The sequence below is a fragment of the Micromonospora sp. NPDC048894 genome, assembly GCF_040649765.1.
In the GTDB taxonomy this organism is placed as follows: domain Bacteria; phylum Actinomycetota; class Actinomycetes; order Mycobacteriales; family Micromonosporaceae; genus Micromonospora; species Micromonospora antibiotica.
Window position 1 is genome coordinate 176,665 of sequence record NZ_JBEZFY010000009.1, and the last position, 13,540, is coordinate 190,204.

12 protein-coding genes are annotated in these 13,540 nt (G+C 73.5%); 8 read left to right on the top strand and 4 right to left on the bottom strand.

Features of this window, described 5'->3' with window-relative positions; genetic code table 11:
• Positions 1-63 precede the first annotated feature (63 nt).
• The 7 genes from AB0C22_RS20965 to AB0C22_RS20995 all read left to right on the top strand — a co-directional run bounded on the left by AB0C22_RS20965 (position 64) and on the right by AB0C22_RS20995 (position 8,804).
• The gene (locus AB0C22_RS20965; protein WP_208567720.1) at positions 64-702 is read left to right on the top strand and encodes a TetR/AcrR family transcriptional regulator; all 639 of its coding nucleotides are present in this window, start codon (positions 64-66) and stop codon (positions 700-702) included.
• A gap of 34 nt (positions 703-736) precedes the next feature.
• Positions 737-943: a hypothetical protein gene (locus AB0C22_RS20970; protein ID WP_357536506.1), complete on the top strand. Its 207-nt coding sequence runs from the start codon at positions 737-739 to the stop codon at positions 941-943.
• The gene (locus tag AB0C22_RS20975; protein WP_357536508.1) at positions 940-2,646 is read left to right on the top strand and encodes an acyclic terpene utilization AtuA family protein; all 1,707 of its coding nucleotides are present in this window, start codon (positions 940-942) and stop codon (positions 2,644-2,646) included. The genes AB0C22_RS20970 and AB0C22_RS20975 overlap by 4 nt, the downstream gene beginning before the upstream one ends.
• Positions 2,643-3,839 (top strand): acyl-CoA dehydrogenase family protein, encoded by a 1,197-nt coding sequence (locus AB0C22_RS20980; protein WP_357536510.1) that lies wholly within the window; start codon positions 2,643-2,645, stop codon positions 3,837-3,839. Before AB0C22_RS20975 ends, AB0C22_RS20980 begins: the two co-directional genes overlap by 4 nt.
• A 118-nt stretch (positions 3,840-3,957) precedes the next feature.
• Entirely contained in the window at positions 3,958-5,559 is a 1,602-nt protein-coding gene (locus AB0C22_RS20985) for a carboxyl transferase domain-containing protein (protein WP_357536512.1), read from the top strand.
• Positions 5,560-5,628: 69 nt separating this feature from the next.
• Complete coding sequence (locus tag AB0C22_RS20990) at positions 5,629-7,644, top strand: biotin carboxylase N-terminal domain-containing protein (RefSeq protein ID WP_357536514.1); 2,016 nt, start codon at positions 5,629-5,631, stop codon at positions 7,642-7,644.
• Positions 7,641-8,804 (top strand): acyl-CoA dehydrogenase family protein, encoded by a 1,164-nt coding sequence (locus AB0C22_RS20995; protein WP_357536516.1) that lies wholly within the window; start codon positions 7,641-7,643, stop codon positions 8,802-8,804. The genes AB0C22_RS20990 and AB0C22_RS20995 overlap by 4 nt, the downstream gene beginning before the upstream one ends.
• Before the next feature lie 18 nt (positions 8,805-8,822).
• On the opposite strand, the gene AB0C22_RS21000 is transcribed toward AB0C22_RS20995, so the two are convergent.
• Both AB0C22_RS21000 and AB0C22_RS21005 read right to left on the bottom strand, forming a co-directional pair.
• A complete protein-coding gene (locus tag AB0C22_RS21000) occupies positions 8,823-9,863 on the bottom strand; it encodes a hypothetical protein (protein ID WP_208567713.1) in 1,041 nt (346 codons plus the stop codon).
• Positions 9,860-10,801, bottom strand: a complete 942-nt coding sequence (locus AB0C22_RS21005) for a transporter substrate-binding domain-containing protein (protein ID WP_208567712.1) — start codon at positions 10,799-10,801, stop codon at positions 9,860-9,862. Before AB0C22_RS21005 ends, AB0C22_RS21000 begins: the two co-directional genes overlap by 4 nt.
• A gap of 233 nt (positions 10,802-11,034) precedes the next feature.
• Here AB0C22_RS21005 and AB0C22_RS21010 point away from each other — a divergent pair, with 233 nt between their 5' ends.
• On the top strand, positions 11,035-11,361 hold the full coding sequence (locus AB0C22_RS21010) for a hypothetical protein (RefSeq protein WP_208567711.1): 327 nt from the start codon (positions 11,035-11,037) through the stop codon (positions 11,359-11,361).
• On the opposite strand, the gene AB0C22_RS21015 is transcribed toward AB0C22_RS21010, so the two are convergent.
• Both AB0C22_RS21015 and AB0C22_RS21020 read right to left on the bottom strand, forming a co-directional pair.
• Entirely contained in the window at positions 11,348-12,907 is a 1,560-nt protein-coding gene (locus AB0C22_RS21015; RefSeq protein WP_357536518.1) for a serine/threonine-protein kinase, read from the bottom strand. The genes AB0C22_RS21010 and AB0C22_RS21015 overlap by 14 nt on opposite strands.
• A 30-nt stretch (positions 12,908-12,937) precedes the next feature.
• Positions 12,938-13,456 (bottom strand): hypothetical protein, encoded by a 519-nt coding sequence (locus tag AB0C22_RS21020; protein WP_219465108.1) that lies wholly within the window; start codon positions 13,454-13,456, stop codon positions 12,938-12,940.
• Positions 13,457-13,540: the final 84 nt, after the last annotated feature.

The following is a 13,540-nucleotide window of genomic DNA, read 5'->3' on the forward strand; positions in this document are numbered from 1 at the left end:
GTCACCACGGAGCCTAAAAAAGTCAGGCTTGACTGTTTGTTTCGGCGACGGCACGCTGTTCCCGTGTCCACCCCGTCGACCCGCGTCCCCCAGCAGGAACGCAGCCGCGCCACCCAGGCCCGGCTGCTGGAGGCGACGGTCGACTGCCTGGTGCGGTACGGCTGGTCGGGCACCACCACGACCGTGGTCGCCGCCCACGCCGGTGTGTCCCGGGGCGCCCAACTGCACCACTACCCCACCAAGGCGGCCCTGGTCACCGCCGCCGTCGCCCACCTCGCCGAGCGCCGCGCCGAGGAGTTGCGCGTCGAGGCCGAGGCGCTGCCGGTCGGGCCGCAGCGGCTCGACCGGGTGATCGACCTGCTCGGCGTCGCGTTCACCGGGCCGCTCTTCGTCGCCGCGCTGGAGCTGTGGGTGGCCGCCCGCACCGACCCGGAGCTGCGCGGCGCGCTGGTGCCGTTGGAGGCGCGGGTGGGTCGGGAGATGCACCGGCTCACCGTCGCGCTGCTCGACGTGGACGAGCGCCGCCCCGGCGTCCGCGAGGCCGTACAGGCCACCCTCGACCTGCTGCGCGGGCTCGGCGTGGCCAACCTGCTCAACGACGACTCGGCCCGGCGCACCGCCCTGCTGCACACCTGGAAACACCAGCTCGCCACCCTGCTCGCCCCCGGAGCAGCAGCACCGGGCCACGACGACCCGGCCTGACCCTCACTCACCGGCCCACCCGACCGGAGGCACCATGGTCGACCCGACCGCACTGCTCGTCGACCTGACCGACGGGTCCGACCAGCTCGTCGCCGCGCCGCCCCCACCGGACGTGCTGCCCGACCGCAGCGGCCGTACCGTGCTCGCCGCCGCGTGGCTGGACGTGGCGCAGGTCCGCGCCGGCCCGCCGGGGGCAGGCCGCGCACCCCGCGCGGGCGCAGCCGGGACGGTCCTGCGGTGACCGGGGTGCTGCGGGTCGGCAACGCCTCCGGCTTCTACGGCGACCGGTCCACCGCCTGGCGGGAGATGCTCGACGGCGGTGAGCTGGACGTGCTGACCGGCGACTACCTGGCCGAGCTGACCATGCTGATCCTCGGCCGGGACCGGCTGCGCGACCCCGGCCTCGGTTATGCGAAGACCTTCCTGCGCCAGCTCGAAGGTTGCCTCGGCACCGCCCTCGACCGGGGGGTGCGGATCGTCACCAACGCGGGTGGGCTGAACCCGGCCGGGCTGGCCGCCGCGATCGGCGTGCTCGCCGACCGGCTCGGCCTCGCCGTCCGGGTCGCCCACGTCGAGGGCGACGCCCTGGCCCTGCCGGACGCGCTCACCGCCAACGCCTACCTCGGCGCGTTCGGCATCGCCGCCTGCCTCGACGCCGGGGCGGACGTGGTGGTCACCGGGCGGGTCACCGACGCGTCGCTGGCGGTCGGGCCGGCCATCGCCCGGTTCGGCTGGGGACGCGACGACCTGGACGCGCTGGCCGGGGCGACCGTCGCCGGGCACCTGATCGAGTGCGGGGCACAGGTCACCGGCGGCAACTTCAGCTTCTTCACCGAGCTGCCCGACGGCGGGCACCGGCCCGGCTTCCCGATCGCCGAGATCCACCCGGACGGCTCGTCGGTGCTCACCAAGCACCCCGGCACCGGCGGCGCGGTCACCGTCGAGACGGTCACCGCCCAACTGTTGTACGAGGTGGGCGGCCCCGACTACCTCGGCCCGGACGTGGTGACCCGGCTGGACACGGTACGGCTGCACCCGGACGGGCCGGACCGGGTCCGGGTGGACGGGGTCCGGGGCACCCCACCGCCGGCCACCCTCAAGGTGGGCGTCAACAACCTGGGCGGCTTCCGCAACGCGATGACGTTCGTGCTCTGCGGGCTGGACATCCCGGCCAAGGCGGCCCTGGTCCGGGGGCAGGTCGAGGCGGCGGTCGGCCCGGACGGGCTGGAGTTCACGCTGGCCCGTACCGACCATGTCGATGCGGTCGACACCGAGACGGCGAGCGCGCTGCTGCACGTACACCTGCGTGACGGTGACCGGGCTCGGGCCGGGCGGGCGTTCTCGGCGGCGGCGGTGGAGCTTGCCCTGGCCTCCTATCCCGGTTGCACGTTGACCACCCTGCCCGGCGACGCCACCCCGTACGGGGTCTTCACCGCCGACGCCGTGCCGCAGGCCGACGTGCCGCACGTGGCCGTCCTGCCCGACGGCACCCGCCTGCCGGTCCCGCCGCCACGGACGGTGGCACCGGCCGTGGCCGGGCCGACGCCCGGCACGGCGGGCCCGACCCCGGTGGCCGGGCCGACCCGGCGGGGTCCGTTGGGTGAGCTGGTCGGGGCGCGGTCGGGTGACAAGGGTGGCGACGCCAACCTCGGCGTCTGGGCGCGTACCGACGCGACCTGGGAGTGGCTGCGCGGGTGGCTGACCGTCGACCGGCTGGCCGGGCTGCTGCCGGAGACGGCCGCGTCGACCGTCGAGCGGTACGAGCTGCCGAACCTGCGGGCGGTCAACTTCGTGATCCGGGGCCTGCTCGGGCCGGGGGTGGCCGCCTCCACCCGGTTCGACCCGCAGGCCAAGGCGCTCGGCGAACTGCTCCGCTCCCGCATCGTCGACCTGCCCGCCGCCCTCACCCCCGGACGGCCCGCAGCCGGGGAGGCCGACCGGTGACCATCGTGGACACCCCGGAGCGGCGGCAGTTACGGGAGCTGACCCGGGCCTTCGTGACCCGGGAGGTGCTGCCGCACCTGGCCGACTGGGAACGGGCCGGTGAGGTCCCGCGCGCGCTGCACGCCACCGCCGCGAAGCTCGGCCTGCTCGGCGTCGGCTTCCCCGAGTCGGTCGGCGGCAGTGGCGGCGACCTGCTCGACTCGATCGTGGTCACCGAGGAGATCATCCGCTCCGGCGGCTCGTCCGGGCTGGTCGCGGCCCTGTTCACGCACGGTGTCGCGCTGCCGCACATCGTCGCGGCGGCCGGCGGGCGGACCGGCGGCACGCTCGGTGGCCGGCTCGCCGCCCGCCCGTCCGCCGCCGACGACCCGCTGGTCACCAGGTACGTCCGGCCGACGCTGGCGGGTGAGCTGATCGGCGCGCTGGCGATCACCGAACCGGAGGGCGGCTCCGACGTCGCCTCGATCCGCACCACCGCGCGCCGCGACGGCGACCACTACCTGGTGAACGGGACGAAGACGTACGTGACCAGCGGGGTACGCGCCGACTTCGTCACCACTGCGGTCTGCGGTGACTTTCCCGGCAGCGGGTCGCTGCACCTACTGGTGCTCGACAAGGGCACCCCCGGGTTCACCGTCGGCCGGAAGCTGGACAAGCTCGGCTGGCACTGCTCGGACACCGCCGAGTTGTCCTTCGTGGACGTCCGGGTGCCGGTGGGCAACCGGATCGGCGAGGAGGACACCGGCTTCCTGGCGATCATGCAGGGCTTCGCCGCCGAGCGGCTCTCCCTGGCCACCCAGGCGTACGCGACGGCGCAGCGCTGCGTGGAGCTTTCGACCCGCTGGTGTCGGGACCGGTCCACGTTCGGTCGTCCGCTGGCCAGCCGGCAACTGGTCCGGCACCGGCTGGCCGAGATGCACACCCGCGCCGAGGCGGCCCGCGCGTACGTGCACCAGGTGGCCGCCCGGGTGGCGGCCGGCGAGCCGGTGGTGACCGAGGTGGCGATGGCGAAGAACGTCGCGGTGGCCGCCTGCGACCAGGTGGTCGACGCCGCGCTGCAACTGCACGGTGGCTTCGGCTACCTGCGCGACGCCGAGGTCGAGCGGCACTACCGGGACGCCCGCATCCTCGGCATCGGCGGCGGCACCACCGAGATCATGAACGAGATCATCGCGAAGGGCCTGGGCCTGTGAGCGCGAGGAGTGAGCCGGGTTTGCGAGCCCCGCAGTCGCGAACGAAAGACGGACCTGTGAGCGCGAGGAGTGAGCCGGGTTTGCGAGCCCCGCAGTCGCGAACGAACGGGGGAAATCTGTGAGCACACTGGAGAGTGCGGTCGATCCGGCCGCGCCGGCCTTCGTGGCCAACCGGGACGCGCTGCGGGACCGGCTCGCCGAGTTGGACGCCGCGCTCGACCAGGCGCGGGCCGGCGGTGGCGAGAAGTACGTGGCCCGGCACCACCAGCGCGGGAAACTGCTGCCCCGGGAGCGGATCGAGTTGCTGCTGGACCGGGACAGCCCGTTCCTGGAGTTGTCGCCGGTCGCCGGGTACGGCAGCGACTTCCCGGTCGGGGCGAGCGTGGTCACCGGCATCGGCGTGGTCGAGGGCGTCCAGTGTCTGATCGTCGCCAACGATCCGACGGTACGCGGCGGCGCGGTGAACCCGTGGTCGCTGGCGAAGACCCGGCGGGCCGGCGAGATCGCCCTGGCGAACCGGCTGCCGATGGTCAACCTGGTGGAGAGCGCCGGGGCGGACCTGCCCACCCAGGCGGAGATCTTCATTCCGGGCGGTCGGGTGTTCCGCGACCTGACCCGGCTCTCCGCCGCCGGGATCCCCACGGTCAGCGTGGTCTTCGGCAACGCCACCGCCGGTGGCGCGTACGTGCCGGGGATGTCCGACCACGTGATCATGATCCGGGACCGGTCGCAGGTCTACCTGGCCGGGCCGCCGCTGGTGAAGATGGCCACCGGCGAGGTCACCGACGACGAGTCGCTCGGTGGCGCGGCGATGCACGCCGGCACGTCGGGCCTCGCCGACCAGCTCGCCGAGGACGAACGGGACGGCATCCGGCTGGCCCGGCGGTGCGTACGCCGGTTCAACTGGCGCAAGCAGGGTCCGCCGCCGCGCGACCCGGCACCCCGACCGCCGAGGTACGACCCGGAGGAGCTGCTGGGCATCGTCAGCGCCGACCTGAAGGTGCCGTTCGACCCGCGTGAGGTGCTGGCCCGGGTCCTCGACGGCAGCGAGTTCGACGAGTTCAAGCCGGCGTACGGCACCGCGCTGGTCACCGGCTGGGGTGAGCTGCACGGCTACCCGGTGGGGGTGCTGGCGAACGCGCGGGGGGTGCTGTTCAGCGCGGAGGCGCAGAAGGCGGCCCAGTTCATCCAGCTCGCCAACGCCGCCGACACCCCGCTGCTGTTCCTCCAGAACACCACCGGCTACATGGTCGGCACCGAGTACGAGCAGCGCGGCATCATCAAGCACGGCGCGCTGATGATCAACGCGGTGGCGAACTCGACGGTGCCGCACCTGACGGTCAACCTGGGCGCCTCGTACGGGGCCGGCAACTACGGCATGTGCGGCCGGGCGTACGAGCCGAGGTTCCTGTTCACCTGGCCGAACGCGAAGTCGGCGGTGATGGGTCCGGCGCAGTTGGCCGGGGTGCTGTCGATCGTCGCCCGGCAGGCCGCCGCCGCCCGGGGCCGGGACTACGACGAGGACTCCGACGCGGCGATGCGGATGATGGTCGAGCAGCAGATCGAGTCGCAGTCGGGGGCGCTGTTCCTGTCCGGCCGGCTCTACGACGACGGGGTGATCGACCCCCGGGACACCCGTACCGTCCTCGGGCTCTGCCTGTCGGCGATCCACAACGCACCGGTGAAGGGCGCCGACGGCTTCGGCGTCTTCCGGATGTAGCCCCGTGAGCGCGAGGAACGCAGCGCAGCGGAGTCCCGCAGTCGCGAACACCAGCGAGAGGGCGTGATCATGGTTGTTCGGAAGCTGCTGGTGGCCAACCGGGGGGAGATCGCCCGCCGGGTCTTCGCCACCTGCCGGGCGCTGGGCGTGGCGACGGTCGCCGTGCACTCCGACGCGGACGCCGACGCGCCGTACGTGGCCGAGGCCGACGAGGCGGTCCGGCTGCCGGGGAACACGCCCGTCGAGACGTACCTGCGGATCGAGCTGATCCTGGACGCGGCCCGGCGCACCGGCGCGGACGCGGTCCACCCGGGTTACGGGTTCCTCGCCGAGCACGCCGGGTTCGCGGCGGCCGTGGTCGACGCGGGCCTGACCTGGGTCGGTCCGCCGGCCGGGGCGATCGCGGCGATGGGCGACAAACTGGCGGCGAAGGAGCTGCTCGCCGACGCGGGCGTGCCGATGCTGCCTTCCTGGACCGACGGCGACGAGGTCACCGACTTCCCGGTGCTGGTCAAGGCGTCCGCCGGGGGCGGCGGCCGGGGGATGCGCATCGTCCGCGACCCGGCCGACCTGCCGACGGCCGTCGACTCGGCACGCCGCGAGGCCGCCGCCGCGTTCGGCGACGGCACGGTCTTCGTCGAGCGGTACGTCGAGCGCGGCCGGCACGTCGAGGTGCAGATCTTCGGCGACACCCACGGTACGGTCGTGGCCCTCGGTGAGCGGGACTGCTCGATCCAGCGGCGGCACCAGAAGATCGTCGAGGAGGCCCCGGCGGTGCTGCCCGACGGGGTGCGGGAGCGGCTGCACGCGGCGGCGGTCGCCGCCGGGCGGGCTGTCGACTACGTCGGGGCGGGGACGGTGGAGTTCCTGCTCGCCCCGACGGGTGAGTTCTTCTTCCTGGAGATGAACACCCGGCTCCAGGTGGAGCACCCGGTCACCGAGGCGGTCACCGGGCTGGACCTGGTCCGGCTGCAACTGCTGGTCGCCGAGGGTGGCGCGTTGCCGGTGCCGGCGACCCCGCCGGCCGACGGCCACGCCATCGAGGTACGGCTGTGCGCGGAGGACCCGACGCAGGGGTTCCGGCCGGCGACCGGCACGCTGCACCGGTTCGCGGTGCCCGGGGTGGTCGGCGAGTTCACCCCGACCCGGGGCCTGCGGCTCGACTCGGGGGTGGACACCGGTTCGACGGTGGGCGTGCACTACGACTCGATGCTCGCCAAGCTGGTCGCCTGGGCGCCGACCCGGGGCGAGGCGGCCCGGGCGCTGGCCGGGGCGCTGGCCCGCGCCGAGTTGCACGGGGTGGTCACCAACCGGGACCTGCTGGTCCGGGTGCTGCGCAGCGCGGAGTTCGGGTCGGCGCAGGTGGACACCGGGTTCCTGGACGCGCACCCGGAGGTATTCGCGCCGCTGCTGCCGGCCGACGGGCTCCCGCTCGCCGCGCTGGCTGCCGCGCTGGCCGGGGCCGCCGCGCGCCGGGCCGTCGCCCCGGTGCTCGCCGGCCTCCCGTCGGGTTGGCGCAACGTGCCGGCCGTTCCCCAGGTCGTCCGGTACGCCACGGCGACCGGGGACGAGATCGAGGTGCGCTACCGCCTGGACCGGTCCGGCGCGCTCGCCGACTGGTCCACCGACCCGGCCGTCGCCGGCCCCGGCCCGACGACGGCCGACGCACCGGACGCCCCGCCGGTGGTGGAGCTGGTGACGGCGGCACCGGACCGGGTGCTGCTCGACGTGGCCGGGGTACGGCGGGCGTTGCGCGTCCACCGGGCGGGGTCGGTGGTCTTCGTGGACGGCCCGGACGGGGCGGCGGAGCTGACCGAGCTGCCCCGCTTCCCACTGCCCCGCGCCGTGTTGGCGGTCGGGTCGCTGCTCGCGCCGCTGCCCGGCACGGTGACCCGGGTGCACGTGGCGGCCGGTCAGCGGGTCGCCGCCGGTGACCTGCTGCTGACCCTGGAGGCGATGAAGCTGGAACATCCCGTGCTCGCCCCGACCGACGGCGTGGTCGCCGACCTGCCGGTGCCCGCCGGTGGGCAGGTCGAGACGGGTGCGGTGCTGGCCGTGGTCAACCCTGAGGAGGCACCCCGATGAACTTCGACCTCACCCCTGAGCAGGATCAGCTCCGCGACGCCGTCCGCGCGCTGGGCCGCCGGTACGGCCACTCCTACTTCGTCGAGAAGGCGAAATCCGGCGGGCACACCACCGAGTTGTGGGAGGAGGCCGGCCGGCTCGGCTACCTGGGCGTCAACGTCCCCACCGAGTACGGCGGCGGCGGTGGCGGCCTCACCGAGCTGGCCATCGTCTGCGAGGAGTTGGCCGCCGCCGGTTGCCCGCTGCTGCTGCTGGTGGTGTCGCCGGCCATCGCCGCCACGGTGATCCACCTGCACGGCACCGATGAGCAGCGCAAGCGTTTCCTGCCCGGGTTCGCCGACGGCTCGCTGAAGGTGGTCTTCGCGATCACCGAGCCGGACGCCGGGTCGAACTTCCACCGGCTCGGCACGGTGGCCCGCCGCGACGGCGACGACTGGCTGCTCTCCGGCCGCAAGTGCTACATCTCCGGCGTGGACGAGGCGCAGTACGTGCTGGTGGTGGCCCGTACCGAGGACGCGGCGACCGGAAAGCTCAAGCCCGCGCTGTTCCTGGTGCCGACCGACGCGGCGGGGTTGACCCGGTCCAAGCTGGACATGGAGATCGTCTCCCCGGAGAACCAGTTCCTGCTCTTTCTGGACGACGTCCGGCTGCCCGCCGACGCGCTGGTCGGCGGGTCGTTGGACGCCGGCCTGCCGGCGCTGTTCGCCGGGCTGAACCCGGAGCGGATCACGGTCGCCGCGATGGGTGTCGGCACCGGCCGGTACGCCATCGAGCGGGCCACCGACTACACCGCCACCCGCAAGGTCTGGGGTGGGCGGAGCATCGGCGCGCACCAGGGGGTGGCGCATCCGTTGGCGCACGCGGCGGTGCAGGTGGAACTCGCCCGACTGATGATCCACAAGGCGGCCACCCTGTACGACGCGGGCCGCGACCTGGAGGCCGGCGTCTGCGGCAACATGGCCAAGTACGCGGCCGGGGAGGCCGCCGCGCTGGCCGTGGACACCGCCGTGCAGGCCCTCGGCGGGGCCGGTATGACCACCGAGTACGGCGTGGCGACGCTGCTCGGCGCGGTGCGGGCCGGCCGGATCGCCCCGGTCAGCCGGGAGATGATCCTCAACTTCGTCGCCCAGCACGTGCTGGGTCAGGAGAAGTCCTACTGACCCTGCGGGTCGACGGCGTCAGCGCGGGGTGCGGCAGGCGGCGTCGGTGCGGTGCACCGGTCGGACCCGCCGGCCCAACCCCTCCAGCAGCGAGTCCTCCACGTGGTAGTCGCGGATCCGCAGCCGGTGCCGGGGCAGCTCCTCCTCGCTGGGGCAGAGCACCTGGGCGCGGACGTCGTCCACCGGCACGTACCGGACGCCGCCGCGTTCCTGGAGCAGCACCATGTTGACGTCGTCCACGGTGACCACGTGCCCCCGGACGTCCTCGGTGACGCCGGGGCTCGACTCCACGGTGGTCACGGTGAGCGGCAGCACCGGTGTGGTGATCACCGGTAGCGCCGCCCAGACCAGCATGGCCAGTACCGCCGCCTCGGTGACGGAGGCGAGCGGCCGGATCACCGCCCCGGGCAGTGGGCCGGTCACCGCGAGCGCGAGCAGCGGCGGGGCGACGAACAGCACCAGGGCGAGCAGTTCCCGTTGCTGCCAGGCGTCGAGCAGGGTGGGGGCGAGCAGCCAGCCGTAGCCGGCGAGGAGCGTCACCACGATCAGCGTCCGGGGCACGGGGTGCTCGTGCAGTCGCGCCGGGGTGAGCTGGAACGCTGCGACGAACGCCGGCAGCAGCAGCGGCAGGTAGAGCAGTTGCCAGGTGACCAGGGCCAGCAGGAAACTGGACAGCACGAACCAGGCCGGGGTGAGATCCGCCCAGCGGACGAAGAGCGGGCGGCGGACGGTGGGCGGCATCCGTTCGACGCTGACCCGCAGCACCGCGCCGAGGGCGAAGACCGCGACCAGGCTGGTGGAGAGCAGCCGGGCGGCGGTGGTCAGGAAGCCGGCCAGCAGGTTGACCGGCCCGACGTTCGCCACCAGCAACAACGTGGTCTGGAGTTCGCCGCCCGCCTCGACGCCGAGGCGCAGCACGGAGAAGATGGCGGGGACGCCCACCACCGCCGTCCAGAACGACTGGCTGGCCCGTGTCCGCCGCTCCACCGCCGGGTCCCAGCCGTCGCGTACCGGGACGGTGGTGGCGCCCAGATCCTGCGGTACGGCCGGGGCGGTCACCGCGTCGGCGCCTTGTCGTCGAAGTCGACCAGCGCCGGCACGTTGAGCGGTTGGGGCTGTGCCTTCTCCGCTTTCAGATACGGTGCGAGGGACCTGGTGTAGGCGGTGATCCACGGACTGCTGATCCCGTTGCGACCCTGGAGGTAGCTCTTCTGCAGGGCGAAGGCGACCAGGTCGCGCAGGGCGGGGTCGCCGATCGGCACCCCGATGCCGAGCAGTTCGCTGGTGCCGAAGGGCATGTCGACGATCTCGAACTCGGTCGGATAGAGGGAGAGGAAGCCGGCGAGGATCGTCTCGTCGGAGCTGACCGCGTCGTAACGACCTTCCCGGATGCCCTTGACGCAGTCGCCGACCTCCTTGACCACGAGCACCTTGACGTCGTGTTTGGCCAGCTCGGCCTCGGTGGTGGAGCCACCACTGGTGCAGACCTTGTAGGCCGGTTCACGGAGGTCCTCGATGGTGCGGATCTTGTCCCTGAGCCGGGTCGGCACCATCACCTCCTGGGTGGTGACGAAGTACGGCCCGGCGAAGCTGACCAGCTTCTCCCGCTCCTCGGTGATGGAGAAGCTGGAGACCACCAGGTCGACCACGCCACCCTGGAGGGCGGGGATGCGATCCTCGGTGGTCACCGAGACCCACTCGATGCGCTGGTCGCCCTCGTAGCCGAGGTAGGAGGCGACGTAGCGGGCGATCTCCACGTCGAAGCCGGAGTGCTTGCCGTTGCGCAGCTCGCCCATCAGCGGCTCGGTGGTGGCCACCCCGATCTTGATCTTCGCCTGACCGTCGATGTGCGACTCGCGCAGCTTGTCGCGGACCGAGGGCAGCGAGGGTTCGCGGCGGTTCTCGCAGCCGGCGGCGGCGGCCAGGGTGAGGGTCAGGGCCACCGCCAGGGTGGTGGTGACCGAACGGACCCGGTGGCGGGCGGACGTGTCGTTCATCGGCGCACCTCGCTGACGGACAGCCTGGGGGACACCGAGGGTAGCCGTTCCGGTCCATCTCGGTCGCGCCGCACCGGTGGCGGGTCGTCCGCCGCGACACCCGCCCGACCGGAAGGCGGGAGCAGGGCGGAGGGCGGGGACCGTCTTCCGGCGTTTCGTCACTCTAGGCAGAACGGTCAACCACACCGAGCCGTATGGTTTGACAGCGCGCCCGTTCAGGCCATGCTTGTCAGGTGAGCCGATTCCTGAAGCCGGACGCGCGGACCGTGGCGGTGGTCGCGGGGCTGGCGACCGGCGCGGTGCTGGTGGCGTTGGTGTTCCGGCATCCCGCCGGCATCCTGACGGTGGGGCTGGCCCTGCTCGGGGTCCTCTTCGCGACGGTGACCGGCACCGCGCTGGCCGCGTTGCGCGAACGCGACCACGAGGAGACACCGGCCGTGCCGCCCTCGCCGGGGCACCTGGAACCGGGATCGTTCCTCGACGCGGACACCCTCGACGCGTTGGACAGCGCGGCGGTGCTGAGCCGGCTGCACCGGATGCGCGAGGTCAGCGACCAGTGAGGGTGGGGGCGACCAGGGCGTCGACCCCCCGGCCGGCGAGGCAGCGGTAGGTCCGGTCGAGATCCGTCTCGCCGGGCGGCAGCACCTCCAGCCGCCAGCCGTTGGCGTAGTCGATCCCACTGGTCAGCCGGAACGTGCGGGCGTTGCACACCGACCGGACTGTCGGGTCCGCGCTGATCGTGGCGTGTCCGGCCCCGGCCAGCGCGGCCGGCAACTGGCCCTCCACGTACGTTTCCCAGGTGTGCCGCCCCTCGCAGGAGACCTGCGGCGCCTCCGCCCGGTCGCCGCGTAGCCGTACCGGGCCGAAGCACTCCAGCACGGGGGCGCACCGGGCACCGGGCGGCAGGGTCGCGGCCGTGCCGTCGGCCGCGCAGCCGGGCAGGGTGCCCCAGCGGGCGGCCGGGCTGGACGAGCCCACGGTCGACGGGGCGGCGGTCGGCCCGGCCACCGGTGGCGCACCGCCGGCGACCCACGCCCCGGCGCTCGCCGAGGCGGCCAGGGCGAGCACCCCGGCCCCGCCGAAGAACCAGCGTCGCCGCCGCCGCTCGCCGTGCGGAACGGTCGGATGGTCGTCCTGGGCCGGCGGGCGGGGGGCGGGCTGGCCGGTGATCCGCCCCGGTTGACCGGTGGTCCACCCGAGGGTGTACGGCCCGGTGCCGCCGGACCCGCCGGTGGAGGGCCCGCCGGAGACCGGCGCACCGCTGACCGGGGCGGGGGCCGGGTCGACGGGCAGCGCGGTGAGCAGGTCGCGCAGTTCGAGCGCGGAGGGGCGGGCGTCGGGGTCGTTGGACATCCCGGCGCGGAGCACGTCGACCAGTTCGGTGGGCACCCCGGGCAGGTCGGGGATCGGGTGGTGGAACAACTCCAGCACGGTGACCAGGCTCGGGTTGCGCTCGGACTGCCAGCGTGGGGGCCGGCCGGTCATCACCGCGTAGAGGGTGGCGCAGAGGGCGTACACGTCGACGGCAGGTGACGGCGGGCTGTGGTTGAACATCTCCGGCGGCGCGTAGGCCGGGGTGAGCACCTCCAGGGTGACCGAGGCGTCCCGCGCCTCGGCCAGCACGGCCAGCCCGAAGTCGGCCAGCACCGCCGAGTTGAAGTGCGAGTGCAGGATGTTGGCCGGCTTGACGTCGCGGTGCAGCACCCCGGCCGCGTGCGAGTGGGCCAACGCGTCGGCGATCTTGATGCCGAGGTCACGGGTCTCGGACGCGTCGAGCGGCGAGGTCCGCATCCGTTCGGCGTACGACCCGTCGCACAGCTCCATGATCAGGTAGGGGTGCTGGTCGACGGTCACCCCGACGTCGAAGAGGTCCACCACGTGCGGATGGGAGGACATCCGGCCGGCGGCCCGCGCCTCGCGCAGGAACCGGGCCTGGTCTCGTTCGTTGTCCAGGGTGCGGTTCTCCACCTTGACGGCGACCTCCCGACCGACGGAGATCTGGGTGGCCCGGTAGACGGTGGCGTAGCCGCCCCGGGCAAAGACCTGCAAGTCGGTCAGACCGGGCACATTGGGCAGCCGGGAGGCGCCGGGCGGGGTCTCGGTCACGGCTCGAAAATACCCGTTCCGCCGGGGCGCTCAGCGGTCCGTACCGGCGGCAGCGGCCGGGCCGGCGGCGACCGACCCGCTCGACGCACCCCCGGAGACCCCACTGACCTGGGACACTGTCGAGATGGGAGCGTTTCCGCCCGCACCAGCGGATCGACGGGCGTCCCAGCGCAGGCCGAGCGCCGTCGCCACCGCACCCACCCCCTCCCACAGCGCCACCCCGATGAACCGGTCCGGAGCCACGTCGGCCAGCACGGTCAGCGTGAAGACGGTGAAGGTGACCAGCCGGAAGACCACCGTGAACCGGTAGAACGCCCGCCACTCGGTCGCCACCGCCAGCAGGTAGTAGACGCCCATGTTGAACGACGCCATCGAGGACGCGGTGAGGAACGTGCCCGTGTAGTCGCCGGCCGCCCGGGTCTGCGGCACCTCGAAGCCGAGCATCCGCAACTGCGCCTCCGGCCACACCAGCCCGAACGCGCCGAGCAGCACCGCCAGCACACCGAAGACCGCGATCGTCCAACCGGCGCCCGAACGCGGCAACCTCATCTAGATCCCCCACCTGACGGCGCGACCGGCACCGAGGGGCGGTCGCGTGAAGTGACACGCTAACCGTCCCCGCCGATGCGCGCA